Source organism: Kouleothrix sp. 19917 (genome assembly GCF_057073505.1).
Window position 1 is genome coordinate 3,244,823 of record NZ_CP097099.1, and the last position, 22,900, is coordinate 3,267,722.

The window sequence follows — 22,900 nt, forward strand, 5'->3', positions numbered from 1 at the left end:
CCGCCGTGTCGCATTGCAGCGCGCCGACTGGATCATTGTGCTGAAGAACGGGCGCGTAGCGGCGCAGGGCCGGCTCGACGACTTGCTCGCCACAAGCGCCGAGCTGCGCGATCTGTGGCGCACCGAGGCCGATCAGTAACAGGGCAATTTCATCAGGGGCCAAAGTCCCAAACCATCCACAGATGACGCAGATTACGCAGACAAGAGATATCATATCTGCGTAATCTGCGTCATCTGTGGATTCATGTCGCCCTCATTCTCGTGTTGACAGCGCGGCCGGCTTCGCGCTATGATCAGGCCCATCACATCGTGCTTAGGCTTGTTTTCCCGCTGCACACTCTATTCAATGCGGAGCAAGAATATGCCCGCTTCGCCGCCAACCGAGCTTCGCCTGGCCGAACTCATGGCATCGCTCGCGACCGCCACCGACCTCGGCATGGGCCAGCCGCTTGAGTTCGCCATGACTGCCTGTGTGCTCGCCACCCGTCTGGGCGACGCGCTGGGCATGGATGCTGGCGAGCTGCGCGATGTCTACTATTTCGGCCTGCTGCGCTTTATTGGCTGCAACAGCGACACGCACGCCATGGCGGCGCTGCTGGGCGACGAACTCAGCCTGCGCCGCGCATTCGCCGCCGTCGACCCCGGCAACACGCCGCAGGTGCTCAACCTGACCATCCGCTTTATGCGCCAGGCCCATGCTGGCGCGTCGCCGCTCGACATGGCGCGCACGATTGCGCGCGGCGTGCTGAGCATGCCGCAGTTCATGCACGAGCAGTTTAGCGGCCACTGCGAAGTTGCCCAGCGTCTGGCCGAGCGGCTTGGCTTTGGCGCGTCGCTCATTCACGCGCTTGGCCAGCTCTACGAGCGCTGGGATGGCAAAGGGCTGCCCAACGGCCTGCGCGCCGAGGCAGTTTCGCCCGCCGTCCTGCTGGTCACACTCGCGCAGGACGCGGTGATCCACCAGCGCCTGGGCGACCTGGACGCGGCGGTGCAGATGGTGCGCTCGCGCAGCGGCAGCGCATACGACCCGCGCCACGCCGAGTATTTCTGTGCCCACGCGGCCACGCTGATGCACGGGCTGGATGACGAGCCCTCGTGGGAGCTGGTGCTGGCCTGCGAACCGGGCGAGCAGCCGACCCTGAGCGCGGCCCAGTTCGACACAGCCTGCCACGCGCTGGCCGATTTTGCCGACCTGAAATCGCCGTATATGCTCAACCATTCCGCCAGTGTCGCGGCGCTGGCCGCACACGCGGCGCGGCTGGCCGGGCTGGGCGAAACCGAGGCGCTAGTGCTGCGCCACGCGGGCTTGCTGCACGACCTCGGTCGCGTGGGCGTGTCGGCGGGCATTTGGGCCAAACCAGCGCCGCTGAGCGAGCGCGAGTGGGAACAGGTGCGCCTGCACCCTTACTACACCGAGCGCATTCTGGCGCGGCCTGCGGCACTGTCGAGCATTGGCGCGCTGGCGGCCCTGCCGCACGAGCGGCTCGACAGCTCGGGCTACCACCGGCGCCTGCCCGCCAGCATGATCTCGCCCGCCGCCCGCCTGCTGGCCGCCGCCGACGTGTTTCAGGCGCTGTGCGAGCCGCGCCCACACCGCCCAGCGCGCCCGCCCGACGCAGCGGCGGCTGAGCTGGCGCGCGCCGCACAGGCCGGCGGGCTCGATCCGGAGGCCGTGCGCTGCGTGCTGGCGGCGGCCGGCCAATCGGCGAAGCAGCCCCGGCCCACGCGCCCGGCCCAGCTCACCGAGCGCGAGCTGGCGGTGCTGCGCCTGATCGCGCGCGGCCATTCGATCAAAGCTATGGCCCGCGAGCTGACGATCTCCCCAAAAACGGTCGACAGCCATGTTCAGCATATTTACGAGAAGCTTGGCGTTTCGACGCGCGCGGGCGCTACGTTGTTCGCCGTCGAGCACAGTATCGTATAGCCCGCGTGAAGCTCGGCCCTGCCCGCTGCCCGCTGCCCGCTGCCCGCTGCCCACTGCCCGCTGCCCGCTGCCCGCTGCCCGCTGCCCGCTGCCCGCTGCCAACTGCCCGCTGCCCACTGCCTCCTGCCCGCTGCCCACTGCCTCCTGCCCGCTGCCCACTGCCAACTGCCTCCTGCCCACTGCCAACTGCCTCCTGCCCACTGCCTCCTGCCTCCTGCCTCCTGCCCGCTGCCCGCTGCCCACTGCCCAGTGCTTCCTGCCCACTGCCCACTGCCCGCTGCCCGCTGCCCGCTGCCCACTGCTAACAATAAAGATCAGGTGTTCTCCCGATAGAATGCGCCGCCCCGGCGAGCTACCCTATACCCATCGAACGGCCAATCTACAGCAAGGAGAACTCGTATGTCGACCCAAAGCAATCTGGCGACGGCGCAGGGCATCTACACGGCCTTTGGCCAGGGCAACATCCCCGCGATCCTGAATGTTTTCGCCGATGATGTCGAGCTGCACGAGCCGCCCGGCGGCGAACCGCCATTCACTGGCGTCTACTACGGGCTGGATGGCGCCGGCACCTTTTTCCAGCGCATGGCCGAAACTGTGGACGTGCTTGCCATGGTGCCGCAGGAGTTCGTTGCCCAGAACGACACCGTGGTTGTGCTGGGGCACTACCGCTTCCATGTGCGGGCGACCAACAAAACCTACGACACCGACTGGGCGATGGTCTGGCGCTTCCGCGACGGCAAAGTCGTGAAGTTTCAGATCCACGACGACTCGGCCACCGAAGCCGCCGCGCTGCGCGGGGCATAGTGCCCGCCCGCATCAGCAACCGTAAAAAGGAGTTGCAGCTATGTCGAACGAGCAGAACAAATCCACCGCCCGCCGCTGGTTCACCGACATCATCGCGCAGGGCCAGCTCGGCGTCGCCGACGAGATTTTCGCCGCCAACCATGTCATTCACGACCCGCACGGGCCGCCGAACGGCTGGCCGGAAGGGCCAGAAGGCTTGAAAATGGTTGCCAGCGTGTTCGGCGGCGGCTTCCGCGATTGGGATATTGTGGTGGAAGATCAGATCGCAGAGGGCGAATGCGTGGCTTCACGCTGGGTTGCAAGCGCGATCAACAGTGGCCCGGTGATGGGCATGCCGCCAACAGGCCGAACCGTGCACGTAACTGGCGTCAATGTCGCGCGCTTTGCCGAGGGCAAAATCGCCGAGTCGTGGTTCAACTTCGATATGCTGAGCCTGCTCCAGCAGCTTGGCGCGATCCCGGCCCCGGCAGAGCATAGCCATTAAGCAGTTCAGGCAACCTTTCTTGACGTACTATTTCCCGTGCTGCGCCCCGATCTCGCTGGGCGCAGCACGGGAAACAACATTCCGGCCCCATATCCCCGCTGTCTGTGCCTCCCGCGCACGCTTGCCCACGAGCGCATTGCCAGAACGCCCGCGCCGCGCATCTTGACGATTACGCATTTCCGAAGACAATGGCACAAACAGCCGGGGAAATGAGGAAAAGAGCGCAGTGCCACGCGACTACCAGTACTATAAGGCCGCCTTTGCCGGCTGCATGCTGCCGTTCGCCTACGCCGACACCGATCTGCTGGCCGAAAATCTCCGCGCGACCGTGGCGCGTGCCGGCGCGAAGCGCATCCGCATCGCCTCGAAGTCGCTGCGCTGCCGTGGCATCATCGAGCGCGCCCTCGCCGCGCACCCGCAGTTTGGGGGCATCATGGCCTACACCGCAGCCGAAGCGGTGTGGCTCAGCGGGCACGGCCACGACGACCTGCTGGTGGGCTACCCCACCCGCGACACCGCGCAGGTGCGCGCGGTCTGCGCCGAGCTGCGGCGCGGCAAGACGATTGTGCTCATGCTCGACGCAGCCGAGCACGCCGCGCAGCTGGCCGCCATCGCCGCCGCCGAAGGCGTGACGCTGCCGCTCTGCCTCGACATCGACCTCTCGCTGGATGTGCCGGGCCTGCACTTCGGCGTGTGGCGCTCGGCAGTGCGCGACGTGGCGGGCGCGCTGGCTGTGTACGGCGAAATTGCGCGCCACCCGCAGCTGCGCCTTGAGGGCGTGATGGGCTACGAGGCGCAGGTGGCTGGCGTGGGCGATAATGCGCCCGGCCAGCGCGCCCGCAACCTACTGATCCGCATGCTCAAGCGCCGCTCGGTGGCGCTGGCGGCGCGGCGGCGCGGCGCAATCGTGCGGGCGCTGCGCGAGCGTGGCGCGCCGCTGCGCTTTGTGAACGGCGGCGGCACCGGCAGCCTGGAAAGCACTGGCCGCGAGGCCTGCGTCACCGAAGTGACGGTTGGCTCGGGCCTGTTTGCGCCCACGCTGTTCGACGCCTACCGGGCGTTTCGCTACCAGCCCGCCGCCGGCTTCGCCATCCCAATCGTGCGGCAGCCGCGCCCCGACATTTTCACCTGCCTGGGCGGCGGCTATGTGGCCTCGGGCAGCGCCGGCCCCGAAAAGCTGCCGCAGCCGTTTTTGCCGGCTGGCGCGCGCCTTGTGCCACTGGAGGGCGCGGGCGAAGTGCAGACGCCAGTGGTCTATAATGGCCCCGAGCGGCTTGCGCCCGGCGACCCGATTTTCATGCGTCACGCCAAGGCCGGTGAGCTGTGCGAACACTTCAATGCGCTGCTGCTCGTGGCGGGCGGCGCGGTGGTTGGCGAGCTGCCAACCTATCGCGGCGAGGGCATGGCGTTTCTGTAGGATGCGACGACCGACCCTTCGACAAGCTCAGGGCAGGCCAAACGACGACTGACGACCGACGAACAATATAGCGTCCTGGACCCATAGGGTGCCCCGGCCGAAGGCCGTATCGAAGGGCGACGACTGACGACCGACGACCAGAGGGATTTCACCACGGAGGCACGGAGGCACGGAGAGCTTGGGATTGCGAGTTGCGGGTTTGAAGGTTGCAAGTTACGGGTTACGAATGATTGGCCAAATCCCAAAACCCCAGACCCTAAACCCTCATGCGATTCTTGGTTCTCGCAGCTCGCATTCTGTCTCCTGACTCCTGAACACGAGAGAAAGCACTCGCTATGCCATCGTCCTGGGAAAACTGGTCGGGTTCGGTACACGCGCAGCCGGCGGTGATCCGCTACCCCACCACGCTCAACGAGATCGCCGCGATTGTGCGCGAAGCCAGCGCGCGTGGCGTGGGCGTGCGCGCAGTTGGCGCGGGCCACTCGTTCACGCCGCTCGCCGCCACCGACGGCATGCTGGTGAGTCTGGATCGTTTCGCCGGGCTGGAAAGCGTCGACTTCACCACCCGCCGCGCAACCGTGCGGGCCGGCACGCGCATCAAGGCGCTGGGCGAAGAGCTGGCGCACCACGGCCTGGCGCAGGCCAACCTGGGCGACATCGACGTGCAGTCGATTGCGGGCGCGATCAGCACCGGCACGCACGGCACCGGCACGACGCTCGGCAGCATTGCCACTCAGGTCGTCGAGCTGACGCTGGTCACCGGCACGGGCGAGATCGTCACCTGCTCGGAGGAGCACAACCGCGATCTCTTCAAGGCCGCGCAGGTTTCGCTTGGCGCGCTCGGCATCATCGCGCTGGTCACGCTCCAGCTCGAACCGGCCTACCGGCTCGACTACCGCTGGGCGCGCGAGCCGCTTGCCGCCACGCTGGCGAATCTCGAATATGAGCGGCTGGAGAATCGCAACTTCGAGTTCTACTGGTTTCCCTACAGCGAGTGGGCGCTGGTCAAGCGCAGCAACCGCACGGAAGCGCCCGCCCGCCCGCGCAACCTCCTGCGCGGCTTCAACGATCTGGTGATGGAAAATGGCGCGTTCTGGGCGCTCAGCGAGCTGTGCCGCCTGCGGCCGCAGCTCAGCCCGCGCATGGCACGCCTGGCCGGCGATCTCATTTCGGGCGGGCAGGATGTCAACGCCAGCCACCGCGTCTTCGCCACCACCCGGCTGGTGCGCTTTCAGGAAATGGAGTACAGCATCCCGGCCGGCGCCATGGCCGAGGCCGTGCGCATGATCGATGCGCGCATTCGCCAGCAGGGCATTCTGGTGCACTTCCCAATCGAGTGCCGCTATGTGCGCGCCGACGACATCGACCTCAGCCCGGCCTATGCCCGCGACTCGGCCTACATCGCGGTGCATATGTATCGCGGCATGCCCTACCGCGATTACTTCGCCCAGATCGAGCCGATCCTGCGCAGCTTTGGCGGCCGGCCGCACTGGGGCAAGCTCCACACGCTTGCCGCCGGGGAGCTGCGCCCGCTCTACCCGCGCTGGGATGCCTTCGCCGCAGCGCGTCGCCAGCTCGACCCGGCCGGCGTGTTTCAGAACGACTACCTGCGCGCGCTGCTGGGCGATGTGCGCGAGGAGGCCGTATGATGCTCGTGCCTTCTTCCAGCCGCATCGGGCTGGGCATGGCCGCGCTCGGTCGGCCGGGCTATATCAACCTCGGGCACGCCGCCGCGCTCCACGGCCAGACCGACGCGGCCGCGATGGCGGCGCACGCCCGCGCCCTGCTCGACGCAGCCTGGCAGGGTGGCGTGCGCTACTTCGACGCGGCGCGCTCATACGGGCGCGGCGAAGAGTTCCTGGGCGAGTGGCTCCATGCCCGCCAGATCGACCCGTCGGCGGTGGCGGTTGGCTCGAAGTGGGGCTACACCTACACGGCGGGCTGGCGCGTCGACGCCCTCGTGCACGAGGTGAAAGACCATTCGCTGGCGGTGTTCGAGCGGCAGTGGGCCGAAACGCAGCAGTTTCTGGGCGGCTTCCTGCGTCTGTACCAGATCCATTCCGCCACGCTCGACAGCGGCGTGCTGGCTGATGCAGCCGTGCTGGGCGCGCTGGCGCGTCGCAAAGCCCAGGGCACCGCGATTGGTCTGTCGCTCAGCGGCCCCGAGCAGGCGGCCACCTTGCGTCGCGCGCTGGCGGTTCGCGTCGATGGCGTGCCCTTGTTCGACGCGGTGCAGGCAACCTGGAACCTGCTGGAGCCTTCCGCCGGCCCAGCCTTGGCCGAGGCGCATGCCGCCGGGCTGCTGGTGATAGTAAAGGAAGCCGCGGCGAATGGCCGCCTGACGCAGGGCAACAACGACCCGGCATTTGCAGCGCAGCGCGCAGTGCTGGGGGAGCAGGCCGGCCGATTACGTGCCAGTCTGGATGCGCTGGCGCTTGCGGCGGCGCTTGCGCAGCCGTGGGCGGGCATCGTGCTCAGCGGCGCGTCCACCGTCGAGCAATTGGCGTCGAACCTGCGCGCGGCGCGCGTGCGCTGGGACGGCGAAGCTGCCCAGGCACTCGCGCCGCTGGCCGAAACGCCAGCCGCCTACTGGGCCGCGCGCAAAGCCCTGGCGTGGAACTAGGGCGCGAGATCCGCTGAAGGGCGTATCGCATGCGTCCAGGCCGGCGAAAGGCGTAATCGCATACGCCCAGACAAGCGGAGGGCAACATGCGCACACAGATCGCAATCATTGGCGCTGGCCCGGCCGGGTTGGTGCTGGCCCACCTGCTGCACGGGCACGGCATCGAGTCGGTGGTGCTGGAACACCGCGACCGCGCCTATGTCGAGAGCCGCGTCCGCGCTGGCGTGCTGGAACAGGGCACCGTCGATCTGCTGGCCGCGCTCGGTCTCGACAGGCGGCTGCGGCGCGAAGGTTTAATCCATCACGGCATCTACCTCCAGTTCGATGGTGCGCGCCACCGCATCGACATGCACGAACTGACCGGCGGGCGCGCGATCACAGTCTACGGGCAGCAGGAAGTGGTGAAAGATTTGATCGCCGCCCGACTGGAGCAGGGCGCGCCGATCCTGTTCGACGTCGCGGACGTGTCGCTGCACGACATCGACGGCGCGCGCCCAAGCGTCCGTTTCCACCACGGCGGGGACGACCACACGCTGGAATGTGATTTCATTGCTGGCTGTGACGGCTTTCACGGCGTGAGCCGCCCAACTATTCCTGAAAGCTCCATGCAGATCTTCCAGCGCGTGTATCCGTTCGCGTGGCTGGGCATTCTGGCGCACGCCGCGCCCGCCAGCGACGAGCTGATCTACGCCTATCACGAGCGCGGGTTTGCCCTGCAAAGCATGCGCTCGCCTACGGTCAGCCGCCTGTACGTTCAGTGCCCGGTCGACGACCGGATCGAACAATGGTCCGACGACCGAATCTGGTCGGAACTGCACGCCCGGCTCGATCTGCACGACGGGCCGCCGATCAACGACGGGGCGATTGTCGAGCGCGGTATCACCGCCTTTCGCAGCTTTGTGGTCGCGCCAATGCACTATGGGCGCTTGTTTCTGGCGGGCGACGCCGCGCACACCGTGCCGCCAACCGGCGCGAAGGGGATGAACCTGGCGATTGCCGACGTCGCCGTGCTGGGCGCGGCGCTGGCGGCCCATTACGCGCACGGCGACGACGAATTGCTGCGCGCGTATTCAGAAACGTGCCTGCGCCGCGTCTGGCGGGCCGAACATTTTTCGTGGTGGATGACCAGCATGCTGCATCGCTTTCCCGACGCCGACGATTTTCAGCATCAGCTTCAGCTCGCGCAACTGCGCTACACCGTCGCGTCGCGCGCCGCCGCCACGAGTCTGGCAGAGAATTATGTAGGGTTGGAGCGGGTATAAAGGAATCATCATGAGCGAGTCACGCTACGACGAGGGAATGCGCGTGCGGCGGGCGGTGCTTGGCGACGCGCATGTCGACCGGGCGACTGCCAGCGCCACCGCGTTCGACGCGCCGTTTCAGCAGTTCATTACCGAAACAGCCTGGGGCGGCGTGTGGGCCTCCGACACGATCGACCGGCGCACGCGCAGCCTGATCACGATTGCCATTCTGGCCGCGCTTGGCCGCCAGGAAGAACTGGCCCTGCACCTGCGCGCCACCGCCAGCACCGGCGCGACGCCCGACGAGATCCGCGAGGCGCTGATGCACGTGGCCGTGTATGCTGGCGTGCCAGCCGCCAACAGCGCCATTGCGCTGGCGAAAACCGTTCTGGCCGAGCGGGGCCAGGGAGAGGACGCATCGTGACCAGCACAACGATTGGCGCGATCGTGCGCGGCGACGGGGCCGTGTTCCCGCCTTACCTGTACGAAGCCTACCAATCCACGCGCCGCCGCGCCCCGCTGCTGCCGCTGGTCGACATGCCGCTGACGCTGTCGGAGCTGACCGGTCCCGGCCCGGCGATCGGCGCGGTCACGCCCGAGGACGCCGACCTGACGCGCAACGCTGGCACGGGCGGCGAAGCGCTTGGGCAGCGGATTATCGTCACCGGGCGCGTGCTCGACCAGCGCGGCCAGCCCATCCCGCATACGCTGATCGAGGTCTGGCAGGCCAACGCCTGTGGCCGCTACATCCACCGCCGCGACGACTGGCCCGGCCCGCTCGACCCAAACTTCCTGGGCATCGGGCGCTGCCTGACCGACGCCGACGGCGCGTACCGCTTCCAGACCGTTCGCCCCGGCGCGTACCCGTGGCGCAACCACCCCAACGCCTGGCGACCGGCGCACATCCACTTTTCGCTGCTTGGCCCATCGTGGGCGGCGCGGCTGATCACGCAAATGTATTTCGCCGATGATCCGCTGTTTTTCCAGGACCCGATCCTCAACAGCGTGCCCGAAGAAGTGCGCCCGCGCCTGGTTGCCAGCTACGCCCACGACGTAACCGAGCCGGAATGGGCGCTTGGCTGGCGCTGGGACATCGTGCTTGGCGGCGCAGACGCGACCCCGTTCGAGAACGACGAGGTGCCGCAGTGATCAAAAGCGCATACCTGACCGCCTCCCAAACGGTGGGGCCGTTTTTCCACGATTGCCTGCTGCGCGACGGCGCGCACCTGCCCACGCTGGCCGGACCAGACACCATTGGCGAGCGCATCCGCATCCTCGGGCGCGTGCTCGACGGCGACGGCGCGCCCGTGCCCGATGCGCTGCTCGAAATCTGGCAGGCTAATGCTGCCGGGCGCTACAACCACCCGCTCGACCGGCGCGACCTGCCGCTCGACCCGAATTTTACCGGCTATGGCCGCACCGGCACCAACGCCGACGGCGGCTACTGGTTCGACACGATCCGGCCCGGCGCGGTGCCGTTCGACACGGGGCAGATGCAAGCGCCGCACATGTGCGTGGCGGTGCTTGGGCGTGGCCTGCTGAACCACCTGTTTACGCGGCTGTACTTTGCCGACGAACGGGCTACCGCGAGCGATCCAGTGCTGCAGCTGGTGCCCGCCGCACGCCGCTCGACCTTGCTTGCGGTTCGCGAAGAAACCGGCGACACGCCGACCTATCGCTTCGACATCGTGTTGCAGGGCGAGGGCGAAACCGTGTTTTTTAACCTGTAGGAGCGGGCGATGCCACAGTTTTTGCCGCTGCACGACGCGGTCGCCAAGCATGTTCAGGACGGCATGACTCTGGCGCTGGAAGGTTTCACCCACCTCATCCCGTTCGCCGCCGGGCATGAGATCATCCGCCAGCACAAACGCGACCTGACCCTGATTCGTATGACGCCCGACCTGATTTACGACCAGATGATCGGCATGGGCTGCGTGCGCAAACTGGTGTTTTCCTGGGGCGGCAACCCTGGCGTCGGCTCGCTGCACCGGCTGCGCGATGCGGTGGAGCGGGGCTGGCCGCAACCGCTGGAGCTGGTCGAGCATAGCCATGCCGCAATGGCGCACGCCTATGCCGCTGGCGCTGCCGGGCTGCCCTGCGCGATCTTTCGCGGCTACTACGGCTCGGATCTGGCGGGCAGCAACCCGGCGATTCGCCACGTCACCTGCCCGTTCACCGGCGAGCAACTGGCCGCCGTGCCCGCACTTCGTCCCGATCTGGCAATTGTTCACGCCCAGCGCGCCGACCGGCAGGGCAATGTGCTGATCGAGGGCATTATTGGCGTGCAGAAAGAAGCGGTGCTGGCGGCCAGCGCGGCGCTGGTCACCGTGGAAGAAGTGGTTGACCACCTCCGCGCACCAAGCCCGAACAGTTGCATCCTGCCGCACTGGACGGTGAGCGCAATTGCCGAAGTGCCCGGCGGCGCGCGGCCTTCCTACGCGCACGGCTATTATGGCCGCGACAACGCCTTTTACACCGCCTGGGACACGATTGCCCGCGAGCGCGACACGTTTCTGGGCTGGATGGGGGAGAACGTCCTTGGCGGGGTGACGACCGACGACTGACGACCGACCAAGAACCGGGAACCGCAGAACCGCAGAACCGAGAACCCTGTCACCTTGTCATCTTGTCATCGGGTCATCAGGTCAGAGAGACAAAAAATGACCTACACAACTTCCGAAATGATGGCCGTCGCCGCCGCGCGCGTGCTCAGCAACGACGACGTGTGCTTTGTTGGGATCGGCGCGCCGAGTCTGGCGTGTAATCTCGCGCGGCTGACCCACGCGCCCGGCATCACGCTGATCTACGAATCGGGCACGATTGGCACGAAACCGGACGTACTGCCGCTGTCGATTGGCGACCCGGAACTGTGCGAAACCGCATTGTGTACGGTATCGGTGCCAGAAATGTTCGGCTCCTGGCTGCAAGGCGGGCGCATCACGGTCGGCTTTCTTGGCGGCGCGCAGCTCGACAAATTCGCCAACATCAACTCCAGCGTGATCGGCAGCTACGCCAGCCCCAAAGTGCGTTTGCCCGGCGGCGGCGGCGCGCCCGAGATCGCGGCCCACTGCCGCCAAACCTATGTGGTTATGCCGCAAAGCAGGCGCACGTTTGTGGAAAAGGTCGATTTCATCACCTCGTTCGGCTACGGCGTGGGCGGCGACCAGCGCGAGCAGTTGGGCTTGCGCACGCTTGGGCCGACGCTTGTGATCACCGACCTGTGCGTGATGCGGCCCGCCCCTGAGATAAAAGAGCTCACCGTCACTGCACTGCACCCCGGCGTAAGCCGCGAGCAGGTCGCGGCCAACACTGGCTGGGCCGTGCGCTTCGCCAGCGACCTCGCGGAAACGCCGCCGCCAAGCGCCGAAGAACTGCGCGTGCTGCGCGACCTCCAGGCGCGTACTGCTGCCGCGCACGGAACCGCCGCGCCATGATGCAGGCCCTGTACACGCCGCCTGCGCTGGCCGCTCTGTTCACGCCCGCCGCCCACGTGGCGCACCTGCTTCAGTTCGAAGCGGCGCTGGCCCGCGCCCAGGCGCAGCTCGGCATCATCCCCGCCGCCGCCGCCGACGCGATTGCTGCGGCGTGTGCCGTCGAGCGCTACGACGTCGATGCGCTGCTGCGCGACGCTGGCCGCGCTGGCACGCTGGCGATCCCGCTGGCGCAGGCGCTGACCGCGCAGGTCAGCGAAGTGGGCCAGCCATACGTTCACTGGGGCGCGACCAGCCAGGACGCAATCGACACCGCGCTGATGCTGCAAAGCCGCGCTGCCCTCGCCCTGCTCGACGCCGACCTGCTGCGCCTGGCCGCTGCCTGCGCGGCACACGCCGAAACGCACCGCACGACGCTCATGCCAGCGCGCACGCTGCTTCAGCAGGCACTGCCGATCACGTTTGGGCTGAAAGCCGCCCGCTGGCTTGCGCTCGCAACGCGCCAGATTCGCGCCCTTCGCGCCCAGCGCAAGCAGCTCGCCGTGCAGCTTGGCGGCGCAGTTGGCACGCTGGCCGCGTTTGGCGACCATGGCATGGCGCTGGTCGACGCCCTTGCCGCCGCGCTCGATCTGGCGGTTCCCGACCTGCCCTGGCACGCCGAGCGCGACCGGGCGGCGGCGCTCGCTGCTGCCCTGAGCATCGCCGCAGGAAGCGCAGCGAAAATTGCCCACGACATCGTGCTGCTGGCGCAGAGCGAGGTTGCCGAGGCCCGCGAGGCCGCAGAAGCGGGCAAGGGCGGCTCGTCGGCAATGCCCCACAAGCGTAACCCGGTCGACACGACGCTGGCGCTGGCCGCCGCCCGGCTGGCACAGGCGCAGGCCGCCGTCATCCTCGGCGCGCTGCCGCACGAGCACGAGCGCGGTGTCGGCGGCTGGCAGGCCGAGTGGCAGGCGCTGCCCGATCTGCTATGCTACGCTGGCGGCGCGATTGCGCATGCCGCCGACGCAGTTGCCGGTCTGGAAATCGACGCTGATCGCATGCACGCCAACCTTCTGGCCGACGGCGGCCTGATGATGGCCGAGTCGCTGACGCTGGCGCTCGCGCCGACGCTTGGCCGCGCCGAGGCGCACCAGCGTGTGCAAAAATTATGTCAATTATCAACAACAAGTGGCACGACGCTGCAAGAAATCACTTTGGCCGATCAGCAGGTGCGCGCTGTGCTGTCGGAAGATGCGATTGAGCGGGCGCTTGACCCCGCCAGCTACTTGGGCAGCGCCGACGCGCTGATCGACCGGGCGCTGGCGGCGTATCGCGAGCTTGCGGAGAATGGCTGATGGCGACGCTTATTCTTGGCGACGGATTGCATCTGAACTACCAGATCGACGGTGCTGCCGACGCGCCAGCGCTGCTGTTCAGCAACTCGCTCGGCACCGATCTGCACCTGTGGGATGGGCAGGTCGCGGCGCTCGGCTCGCGCTATCGCATCGTTCGCTACGACACGCGCGGCCACGGCCAGTCTGGCGTGCCACACGAAGCAGCAACGCTCGACCAGCTTGGGCACGACCTCGCCGCCCTGCTCGATCACCTTCGGATCGAACGGGCGCACCTGTGCGGGCTGTCGCTCGGCGGCATGGCCGCGCAGTGGCTGGCGATTCATCACCCCGAACGAGTGGATCGTCTCGTTCTCAGCAACACCGCCGCACGGATCGGCAGCGTCGACACCTGGGCCGAGCGCATCGCAGCGGTCGAGCGCGGCGGCGTGGGGGCGGTTGCCGCAGCGTCGCTTGGGCGCTTCTTCAGCCCGGCGTTTCATGGGCAGCAGCCACAAGTCGTGGCGCAATACGACGCCATGCTCCGCAGCATCGACCCGGCGGGCTACACAGCGTGCTGCGCGGCGCTGCGTGACGCCGACCTGCGCGGCCAAGTCGCTGCGATCAGCGCGCCAACGCTGGTGATCGGCGGCAGCCTCGACCAGTCCACGCCGCCCGAGCAGGCGCGAGAGCTTGCCAACCTGATCCGCACCAGTGAGCTGGCGATTCTCAACGGCGCTGCCCACCTGGCCAACGTCGAGCAGCCAGACGCGTTCAATGCGCTGCTTGCTCATTTTCTTGCCAAAGGAGGCCCCGATGCCTGACCGCGAAGCCTGGATCGTTGCCGCCGTCCGCACGCCAATCGGCAAACACGGCGGCGCACTGAGCAGCGTGCGCCCGGACGACCTGGCGGCGCTGGCGCTGCGCGGCGTGCTGGAGCGGGCCGACGTGCCGCCAGCCGCGATCGAAGACGTGATCCTGGGCTGCGCGAATGGCGCGGGCGAAGACAACCGCAATGTTGCGCGCATGGCCGCGCTGCTGGCTGGCTTGCCCGACAGTGTGCCAGGAACTACCGTCAACCGTTTGTGCGGCTCGGGGCTGGATGCGGTGGCCCATGCGGCGCGGGCGCTGCTGCTTGGCGAGGGCGATGTGTACCTCGCTGGCGGCGTGGAGTCGATGAGCCGCGCGCCCTGGGTGCTGCCCAAAACCGAGCGCCCATTCCCAACCGGCCACAGCACACTCTACGACACCACGCTGGGCTGGCGCATGACCAACCCGCGCATGGAAACGCTCGGCCACACCGACCCGCTGGGCGTCACCGCCGAGCATCTCGCCGTTGGTCAGCACCTCGACAGCGCCGGGCGCATCAGCCGCGCCGACCAGGATCGTTTTGCGCTGGCAAGCCACCAGAAAGCGGTGCGTGCCACAGACGAAGGCCGGTTTGCCGACGAACTGGTGCCAGTTACGGTCACCATGCGCAAGGGCGAAACGGTTGTGACGGCCGACGAAGGGCCGCGCCGCGATACCAGCCTGGAGCAGCTGGCTGCGCTCAAACCGGCATTCCAGAAGAACGGCACCGTCACGGCGGGCAATTCCAGCAGCCTGAACGATGGCGCGGCCGCGCTGCTGCTGGTGTCGAAGAGCTACGCGCAGGCCCACGGGTTACAGCCGCTGGCAACGGTGCGCAGCATGGCAGTGGCGGGCGTGCCACCGCGCTGGATGGGCATTGGCCCGCTGCCCGCCACCGCGAAGGCCCTCCAGCGCGCCGGGCTTGCTCTGGCCGACATTGGCCTGATCGAGCTGAACGAGGCGTTTGCCGCGCAGTCGCTGGCGGTGCTGCGCGCCTGGGGCCTGGCCGACGACGACGAGCGCGTGAATGTGAATGGCGGCGCGATTGCGCTTGGCCACCCGCTTGGCTGCTCGGGCGCGCGCATCCTCGCCACGCTGGTGCACGAAATGCGGCGGCGCGGCACGCAGTTCGGGCTGGCGACGATGTGCATTGGCGTTGGGCAGGGCATCGCGATGGTGGTGGAACAGCAATAAATTCAGGCAATTTTCGCGCTACACTATGATGCAACCTCTTGTTTGGCGCTTGGCGCGCATGCCTCCGTTATGCTCGCCTGCTGGCGACTTTTAGATAGGCAGTACTAGCCCAAACGCTGTTTGCTCAGGCCACACGGCCGTTTGCTCGAGCCGCACGGCCGCAGTACTAGCCCAAGCGCTGTTTGCTCAGGCCGCAAGGCCGCAGTACCTGCCTCTTTGGGGCACTACCAGCCCAAGCGCTGTTTGCTCAGGCCGCAAGGCCACAGTACCGGCTCAAGCGCTGTTTGCTCAGGCCGCACGGCCGCTGGGGCTCGCGCCGCCCCAGCACCCCGCGTCGGGGCGTTGCCCCGAACCCCAAATTTTAGGTGGTCACAAGATTGAGGGTTTGTCTGTCATGCCTCCGTTATGCTCGCCTGCTGGCGACTTTTAGATAGGCAGTACCTATACAGTACTCTGGAAAATAAGTTACTTCATACGACGGGCAAGCTTCCAGGAAGCTTATCTGAGTATCAGGTTGAAAGAAAACTGGCTTGAGCTTCCTGGAAGCTGAGTACAAGGAAATTTATTTTCCAGAGTAATCAGAATCGCATTAAAAAAACAAAGCTACCTCGTTCGATGCCTTGCCTTCATCCACAACGAAGGCATGACGCACAATCATCTGCATAAGCGCAGGCCGCGCCGCCACGCGTTTCAGAGCTCTCTGCGAGCCGAATGGATGTGAACACACCGGTCGGGCCATAGAGATAGATCCACCCGTAGTTTCAGAGCTCTCTGCGAGCCGAATGGATGTGAACTTGCAAGCCGTGAGCGGCGGTGGCACCACGGCACGTTTCAGAGCTCTCTGCGAGCCGAATGGATGTGAACCTCGACATACCAGCCATTGCCCTGCGACACGCGAAGTTTCAGAGCTCTCTGCGAGCCGAATGGATGTGAACTCTAGGATACCAAAGAAACCTATTGACATTGAAATGTTTCAGAGCTCTCTGCGAGCCGAATGGATGTGAACTGCGCTGGTGGCGTGGCGGCTGTGGTTTGCCGAGAGTTTCAGAGCTCTCTGCGAGCCGAATGGATGTGAACTCGGCAGCGTGCCGGCCATAATCGCGCTCTGGTTCGGTTTCAGAGCTCTCTGCGAGCCGAATGGATGTGAACGCGCACCTCGCTGGCAACCGTATTGACAGCGGCGCGTTTCAGAGCTCTCTGCGAGCCGAATGGATGTGAACTTCACGATCCCCGCGATCAAGTCGGCGCTGATTATGTTTCAGAGCTCTCTGCGAGCCGAATGGATGTGAACCAAATACAGCATCGGTATCGAACTGCATATCAGCGTGTTTCAGAGCTCTCTGCGAGCCGAATGGATGTGAACGCATTACCTGCCGAATACACGGCCTGCCGGTCGAAGTTTCAGAGCTCTCTGCGAGCCGAATGGATGTGAACCATTCTATTTTGCGTCAAATATGACTATTCAAAAGTTTCAGAGCTCTCTGCGAGCCGAATGGATGTGAACCACACAACCAGCATCAGCCCGCATATCACGCCGAGTTTCAGAGCTCTCTGCGAGCCGAATGGATGTGAACCTCGTAGCGGCAATACCCGCCTTTTTCGTCTTTGTGTGTTTCAGAGCTCTCTGCGAGCCGAATGGATGTGAACACCGTATCATTTTGATAATGAAGACGGTATTATATGTTTCAGAGCTCTCTGCGAGCCGAATGGATGTGAACCTTTCTGGCACCGCAAGCGCCCAAGATGTGTTTTTGTGTTTCAGAGCTCTCTGCGAGCCGAATGGATGTGAACATGAGCCGCGCCCCTGGTGGCGATGTCGAGCGCGAGTTTCAGAGCTCTCTGCGAGCCGAATGGATGTGAACGACCTTGCTCAAGTTCAGGCCGGTGCGCAGATGCTTGTTTCAGAGCTCTCTGCGAGCCGAATGGATGTGAACCGCAACCGTCATGGCTTTCGACAGGGTGAGCCACGTTTCAGAGCTCTCTGCGAGCCGAATGGATGTGAACGTCGTGAGGGTCATAGCCTGTTAAAACCTGACATGTTTCAGAGCTCTCTGCGAGCCGAATGGATGTGAACCGTGCTCAAGTATCTGCGCGCGGCCCTTCCGGCCGTTTCAGAGCTCTCTGCGAGCCGAATGGATGTGAACCTGCTGCTGATTGACAGCCCCGGCGGCGAAGCGAAGTTTCAGAGCTCTCTGCGAGCCGAATGGATGTGAACCGCGCTCGACATAGGCCGAGAGCCGCGCGCGGATCTGTTTCAGAGCTCTCTGCGAGCCGAATGGATGTGAACCGCGTATACTGGCGGTGCGTGCGAGGTCGGTTCAGTTTCAGAGCTCTCTGCGAGCCGAATGGATGTGAACCATCGACCGCATTGGCCATCTGCACCATGACATCGGTTTCAGAGCTCTCTGCGAGCCGAATGGATGTGAACTACGTCGCCGGAATGCACCAACCACAGCCTGGCGAAGTTTCAGAGCTCTCTGCGAGCCGAATGGATGTGAACACTGTGGGCAGTGCGTTGTCATTCTCGCTTGTCGTAGTTTCAGAGCTCTCTGCGAGCCGAATGGATGTGAACGAGTTTGAGACATACGCCGCCCGCGTGAAGGCCGAGTTTCAGAGCTCTCTGCGAGCCGAATGGATGTGAACCCAGTCCACGCCGAACACATACGAATGCCCCGCGATGTTTCAGAGCTCTCTGCGAGCCGAATGGATGTGAACCGGCGCGTGGGGTCAACGGCGGCGTGGCGGAGCGCGTTTCAGAGCTCTCTGCGAGCCGAATGGATGTGAACAGCTTGCGGCCCTCCAAGCCCAAGCGGGCATGGCGTTTCAGAGCTCTCTGCGAGCCGAATGGATGTGAACCTTCAAGGTTGTCCCCCACAAGCTCCGCAGGTTGTGTTTCAGAGCTCTCTGCGAGCCGAATGGATGTGAACCGCCCGCCGTTCTGCACTCATCGTCTCCAAGAGTCGTTTCAGAGCTCTCTGCGAGCCGAATGGATGTGAACTGGCGAGGCTACCGACACGCAGATCATGTTCGCGCGTTTCAGAGCTCTCTGCGAGCCGAATGGATGTGAACCCACCACGGAAGCAGAAGTAGATCGGATGCAACGCTGTTTCAGAGCTCTCTGCGAGCCGAATGGATGTGAACGCGCTGAGCACCAGCAGCAGCAGCGCCGTCAACGCGTTTCAGAGCTCTCTGCGAGCCGAATGGATGTGAACGCCTGCCACGCGCCGTCCCAGTCACCTTGGATGAGTTTCAGAGCTCTCTGCGAGCCGAATGGATGTGAACCCCTGGCTGATCAGCTCGGCGCTGCGCTGGGCGAAGTTTCAGAGCTCTCTGCGAGCCGAATGGATGTGAACCGTCAGGATGAGCACTCGGCTCACTGCCGCGCTGTGTTTCAGAGCTCTCTGCGAGCCGAATGGATGTGAACCCTCACCTCGCCTTCGCTGCCGTAGCCGACGGCCTGTTTCAGAGCTCTCTGCGAGCCGAATGGATGTGAACGCACGCGCTCCGCTCGCATGCAACCGGGTTGCAAGTTTCAGAGCTCTCTGCGAGCCGAATGGATGTGAACCCGCCAGCCCGGCCACGGGAATGAATGTCGTGCGCAGTTTCAGAGCTCTCTGCGAGCCGAATGGATGTGAACCACGGATCGGCGCGGCTGCCCGTCGGGCTGCTGGTGTTTCAGAGCTCTCTGCGAGCCGAATGGATGTGAACCTGCAGCGCGTCGGCCGTACGCTGATGAACGCCTGTTTCAGAGCTCTCTGCGAGCCGAATGGATGTGAACCCGCCCACCGAAGACATCATTATGAATGTCAACATGGTTTCAGAGCTCTCTGCGAGCCGAATGGATGTGAACGACGATTGCCCGAATAGCCCAACCTTTTACTGCTGTTTCAGAGCTCTCTGCGAGCCGAATGGATGTGAACCGTTGCGCCCGAGGCGCTGCGGCTCCGCTGCTTTGTTTCAGAGCTCTCTGCGAGCCGAATGGATGTGAACCATCGACCATTAAATACTGATCATCGCTATCGATGGTTTCAGAGCTCTCTGCGAGCCGAATGGATGTGAACCCCGACCGTGCCACGCGACCTGGCCGCGCTCGGCTGTTTCAGAGCTCTCTGCGAGCCGAATGGATGTGAACGTCGAAATGTGCAGGCCCAGGCCCTCGGCCAGCTCGTTTCAGAGCTCTCTGCGAGCCGAATGGATGTGAACCAGCAGCTTGCGCGACACCTTGATGCGCTTGGCCAGTTTCAGAGCTCTCTGCGAGCCGAATGGATGTGAACGCGACCGACGAGCAGATCAAGGCCCTGCTGGCCGAGTTTCAGAGCTCTCTGCGAGCCGAATGGATGTGAACATGCAAGCAACTGATCGAGGCTGTCAACGTCTCCTGTTTCAGAGCTCTCTGCGAGCCGAATGGATGTGAACCGGCCCTGGTCGCTGCTGTGGTAGCTCGTCACGAAGTTTCAGAGCTCTCTGCGAGCCGAATGGATGTGAACTACTCGTTGGTAAACGTGACGGTTCCAATAATCGTGTTTCAGAGCTCTCTGCGAGCCGAATGGATGTGAACCAGGTGCGGCGCGGAGGCCACGCAGCTTATGGTGGTTTCAGAGCTCTCTGCGAGCCGAATGGATGTGAACCCACTATACTATCACAGCGCATGGCCCATGTCAAGAGTTTCAGAGCTCTCTGCGAGCCGAATGGATGTGAACAGCGCCGAGGCCGCATCGCCATACGCTCTGGCCAGTTTCAGAGCTCTCTGCGAGCCGAATGGATGTGAACGCCAGTTCGAGCAGGCCCGCGCCGGTCTTTTTCAGTTTCAGAGCTCTCTGCGAGCCGAATGGATGTGAACCTCGTATTCGTAGCTCTCGGCGTCGTTGGCCATCAGTTTCAGAGCTCTCTGCGAGCCGAATGGATGTGAACCATAGACCACGTTCGTACCAACCTGCCCTTCGGTGTTTCAGAGCTCTCTGCGAGCCGAATGGATGTGAACCCTCGCATGGCCATAGCGCGTGCGTTTGTGCCGGTGTTTCAGAGCTCTCTGCGAGCCGAATGGATGTGAACTGCTCGCCGGTGGCGTGCCATGCGGCCGGTGCCAGTTTCAGAGCTCTCTGCGAGCCGAATGGATGTGAACATTGCGGAGTGCCAGCACAGCGCCACCTGCGGCAGTTTCAGAGCTCTCTGCGAGCCGAATGGATGTGAACGGCGTGGCGGATGTGACGGTGGAACAGTGGTATGAGTTTCAGAGCTCTCTGCGAGCCGAATGGATGTGAACCGTAGTTCTCAGCCCGAATGGTGAGCGGGGCGAAGGTTTCAGAGCTCTCTGCGAGCCGAATGGATGTGAACGCGGCTGACCCAAGTGCGCCGCCCATCCTGAAGTGTTTCAGAGCTCTCTGCGAGCCGAATGGATGTGAACACCACCGACATCAACGGCGCGACCGTCGACATGCAGTTTCAGAGCTCTCTGCGAGCCGAATGGATGTGAACCCAGCAAAGCGCTGGCTGGCGTGCTCACCAGTAGCGTTTCAGAGCTCTCTGCGAGCCGAATGGATGTGAACCCCACCACCAAGGCGTTGATATGCCGGCCTCGCTGTGTTTCAGAGCTCTCTGCGAGCCGAATGGATGTGAACCTGTTCCCGCAGCGATCGATCAGGATCGACTGCTGTTTCAGAGCTCTCTGCGAGCCGAATGGATGTGAACTTCGACAAGCAGCGGATTGCCTTCGGCATCGTGCTGTTTCAGAGCTCTCTGCGAGCCGAATGGATGTGAACGCAACCCGCTGGCCTGGCGCTACGACGAGCTGAAGTTTCAGAGCTCTCTGCGAGCCGAATGGATGTGAACTGCGCCGGCTGCCACGCAAACGGCGGGCACCACCTGTTTCAGAGCTCTCTGCGAGCCGAATGGATGTGAACGACGGATCCGCCGTTTAGCGATTGGACGCACATCGGTTTCAGAGCTCTCTGCGAGCCGAATGGATGTGAACTCCGTACAGGTACACCACAGCACGCCGCCCGTGTGTTTCAGAGCTCTCTGCGAGCCGAATGGATGTGAACCATATCGTTCTCACTTTCTGATTTATACTAGTACCGTTTCAGAGCTCTCTGCGAGCCGAATGGATGTGAACTTCACGCAGCCCCGCACGCCTTGGACTACCTGCGCGTTTCAGAGCTCTCTGCGAGCCGAATGGATGTGAACTGCTGTACTTTCAGCGTCACATTAAACTAAGGTTTTGCAGAAATAGGCGAAAGCTCAGGGTAAAGCCAAACGGAGCTTGATATCGGACAGAGTCATGCCTTGGTGCGATTGTTCGATGGCCCAAGCAAGCGTTTTGCCCAAGGTCTCGCGAGCGATGGTGCGACAGGACTCGCCAATGGTCATCAGGCGTGTGTGAGCCCATTCGAAGGCACGATCATGCTTCAATTGGCGCATCAGAGCCGTGTACGCCAGGACGACGAGGTGCATGTGCCTGGTCTGGCCCATCCCGTCCCTGAGCTGACACTCGCCCATGCCCAAATGCTGCTTCCCGTCCCGATGAAAGGTCTCCGTCCCTGTCCAGCGCTTTTTGTAGACCTTCAAAATGCGATGAGCTTCCCACTGGGTTCGGTTGCTGATCAGGATCTTGCGTGGCGTCGCAGCTTCTGCTTCTGACCACAACACCAGAATACGCACTGGGTGGTTGACATTGGGCAGACGAACGGACTTGGTGAAGTACCATTGCGTGTGACCGCCGACCGTAAACTTGGTGCGAACAAGCGGCGTGAGCGTTTTGACCCACTCAGTCACGCTGGTCTGCTTCCCGCTGACTACAATCACTCGGTTGGCTTTCAAATCACCGATGTAGCTGCGACCTTTGGCGTGGAGGGTGTTCATAATTGGCGCGTTGGTGAAGTAACTGTCGAAGGTGAAGTCGCCCGGTATGTCCTCAGCGACAACCCAATCGATCAGTTCCTTAGCGAGGTCGGTGTGATTCTTGAACGGGCGCTCGTCGTCGCACTGCTCGCGCTTGCGGAAGCGCCGGAAATCGAGCGGATAATGTTTCCCACTCGGGTTGACGTAGTTGGCAAACAGGTAATCGTGGGCGATCAGGTGGCGTTTGTCGGCATGGTCCCAGAAATAGCCGACATCCTCTATCAGTTTGCCGTCATGATCTATCAAAGTGTTATCGATCGCGATAACGCCGTCGTGACGATAGCGCGTTGCAGCGTCCTGTTGAAGCCATTCGAGCCGGTGCGCGTTGATGCGCTGGACATCCCAGGGCGCTTCAGTCAACCATCGATTGAGAGTGGATTGGTCGGGTGGGGCGGCAAACTCTCGCGTGATACCGCTCACGGTCTTGTGCTCCGCTACAAACAGCCCGGTCAGGTATTCGGCAAAGTGGCGGCGTGAAGGCTCATTTGGAAACAGGTCGGCGAACTGGACCAGCAGTTCCTCGACCACCTGTGGTATCGCGACAATTGCTGGCACCTGTGCCTCCCAACTGGTAGACCAACGCTCGCCTGATCATATGCTCAGAAGCTTGTTGCCGCAAATCTGCAAAAGTCCAGATTAAAGTAATAGACAGTTTCAGAGCTCTCTGCGAGCCGAATGGATGTGAACCCGACGCCACATGGCAACTGCTGTGCGAATACCTGTTTC

At 63.9% G+C, this 22,900-nt stretch carries 17 protein-coding genes and 2 CRISPR repeat arrays (1 of these 19 only partly in view); of the genes, 16 read left to right on the forward strand and 1 reads right to left on the reverse strand.

The genetic code is table 11. From position 1 onward, the window contains the following. Positions 1–13 precede the first annotated feature (13 nt). From M1P90_RS13200 to M1P90_RS13275, 16 genes are all read left to right on the forward strand, one after another. Positions 14–139 carry a hypothetical protein gene (locus M1P90_RS13200; protein ID WP_483703119.1) on the forward strand — a complete coding sequence of 42 codons (126 nt, stop codon included), beginning with the start codon at positions 14–16 and terminating at the stop codon, positions 137–139. A 222-nt stretch (positions 140–361) separates the two neighbouring features. Beyond that, the gene (locus tag M1P90_RS13205) at positions 362–1,924 is read left to right on the forward strand and encodes an HD domain-containing phosphohydrolase (protein ID WP_483703120.1); all 1,563 of its coding nucleotides are present in this window, start codon (positions 362–364) and stop codon (positions 1,922–1,924) included. Between the two features lie 399 nt (positions 1,925–2,323). Beyond that, positions 2,324–2,728: a nuclear transport factor 2 family protein gene (locus tag M1P90_RS13210; RefSeq protein WP_483703121.1), complete on the forward strand. Its 405-nt coding sequence runs from the start codon at positions 2,324–2,326 to the stop codon at positions 2,726–2,728. Positions 2,729–2,768: 40 nt separating this feature from the next. Continuing rightward, entirely contained in the window at positions 2,769–3,212 is a 444-nt protein-coding gene (locus M1P90_RS13215; protein WP_483703122.1) for an ester cyclase, read from the forward strand. Between the two features lie 226 nt (positions 3,213–3,438). Continuing rightward, positions 3,439–4,629 (forward strand): amino acid deaminase/aldolase, encoded by a 1,191-nt coding sequence (locus M1P90_RS13220; protein WP_483703123.1) that lies wholly within the window; start codon positions 3,439–3,441, stop codon positions 4,627–4,629. Positions 4,630–4,964: 335 nt separating this feature from the next. Then, the gene (locus M1P90_RS13225; protein ID WP_483703124.1) at positions 4,965–6,278 is read left to right on the forward strand and encodes a D-arabinono-1,4-lactone oxidase; all 1,314 of its coding nucleotides are present in this window, start codon (positions 4,965–4,967) and stop codon (positions 6,276–6,278) included. Beyond that, a complete protein-coding gene (locus M1P90_RS13230) occupies positions 6,275–7,252 on the forward strand; it encodes an aldo/keto reductase (RefSeq protein ID WP_483703125.1) in 978 nt (325 codons plus the stop codon). Before M1P90_RS13225 ends, M1P90_RS13230 begins: the two co-directional genes overlap by 4 nt. 86 nt (positions 7,253–7,338) lie before the next feature. Beyond that, positions 7,339–8,514 carry a 4-hydroxybenzoate 3-monooxygenase gene (pobA, locus tag M1P90_RS13235; RefSeq protein WP_483703126.1) on the forward strand — a complete coding sequence of 392 codons (1,176 nt, stop codon included), beginning with the start codon at positions 7,339–7,341 and terminating at the stop codon, positions 8,512–8,514. A 10-nt stretch (positions 8,515–8,524) separates the two neighbouring features. Beyond that, complete coding sequence (gene pcaC, locus M1P90_RS13240; RefSeq protein WP_483703127.1) at positions 8,525–8,917, forward strand: 4-carboxymuconolactone decarboxylase; 393 nt, start codon at positions 8,525–8,527, stop codon at positions 8,915–8,917. Beyond that, entirely contained in the window at positions 8,914–9,642 is a 729-nt protein-coding gene (pcaH, locus tag M1P90_RS13245; RefSeq protein WP_483703128.1) for a protocatechuate 3,4-dioxygenase subunit beta, read from the forward strand. Before pcaC ends, pcaH begins: the two co-directional genes overlap by 4 nt. Next, positions 9,639–10,223 (forward strand): protocatechuate 3,4-dioxygenase subunit alpha, encoded by a 585-nt coding sequence (gene pcaG / locus M1P90_RS13250; protein WP_483703129.1) that lies wholly within the window; start codon positions 9,639–9,641, stop codon positions 10,221–10,223. The genes pcaH and pcaG overlap by 4 nt, the downstream gene beginning before the upstream one ends. Positions 10,224–10,232: 9 nt before the next feature. Continuing rightward, positions 10,233–11,057, forward strand: a complete 825-nt coding sequence (locus tag M1P90_RS13255; RefSeq protein ID WP_483703130.1) for a CoA transferase subunit A — start codon at positions 10,233–10,235, stop codon at positions 11,055–11,057. Positions 11,058–11,153: 96 nt separating this feature from the next. Then, entirely contained in the window at positions 11,154–11,927 is a 774-nt protein-coding gene (locus M1P90_RS13260; protein WP_483703131.1) for a CoA-transferase subunit beta, read from the forward strand. Beyond that, positions 11,924–13,258, forward strand: coding sequence for a 3-carboxy-cis,cis-muconate cycloisomerase (gene pcaB, locus M1P90_RS13265; protein ID WP_483703132.1), 1,335 nt, complete (start codon positions 11,924–11,926; stop codon positions 13,256–13,258). Before M1P90_RS13260 ends, pcaB begins: the two co-directional genes overlap by 4 nt. After that, the gene (gene pcaD / locus M1P90_RS13270) at positions 13,258–14,058 is read left to right on the forward strand and encodes a 3-oxoadipate enol-lactonase (protein WP_483703133.1); all 801 of its coding nucleotides are present in this window, start codon (positions 13,258–13,260) and stop codon (positions 14,056–14,058) included. The genes pcaB and pcaD overlap by 1 nt, the downstream gene beginning before the upstream one ends. Further along, positions 14,051–15,277 (forward strand): thiolase family protein, encoded by a 1,227-nt coding sequence (locus M1P90_RS13275; protein WP_483703134.1) that lies wholly within the window; start codon positions 14,051–14,053, stop codon positions 15,275–15,277. The genes pcaD and M1P90_RS13275 overlap by 8 nt, the downstream gene beginning before the upstream one ends. A gap of 687 nt (positions 15,278–15,964) precedes the next feature. Beyond that, positions 15,965–21,461: a CRISPR direct-repeat array (repeat unit 36 nt; unit sequence GTTTCAGAGCTCTCTGCGAGCCGAATGGATGTGAAC). A 53-nt stretch (positions 21,462–21,514) separates the two neighbouring features. Here the strand turns inward: M1P90_RS13275 and M1P90_RS13280 are convergent. Continuing rightward, positions 21,515–22,729, reverse strand: a complete 1,215-nt coding sequence (locus M1P90_RS13280) for an IS701 family transposase (protein WP_483696970.1) — start codon at positions 22,727–22,729, stop codon at positions 21,515–21,517. Between the two features lie 96 nt (positions 22,730–22,825). After that, positions 22,826–22,900: direct repeats of the CRISPR family, unit length 36 nt; unit sequence GTTTCAGAGCTCTCTGCGAGCCGAATGGATGTGAAC (it continues 3,288 nt past the right edge of the window).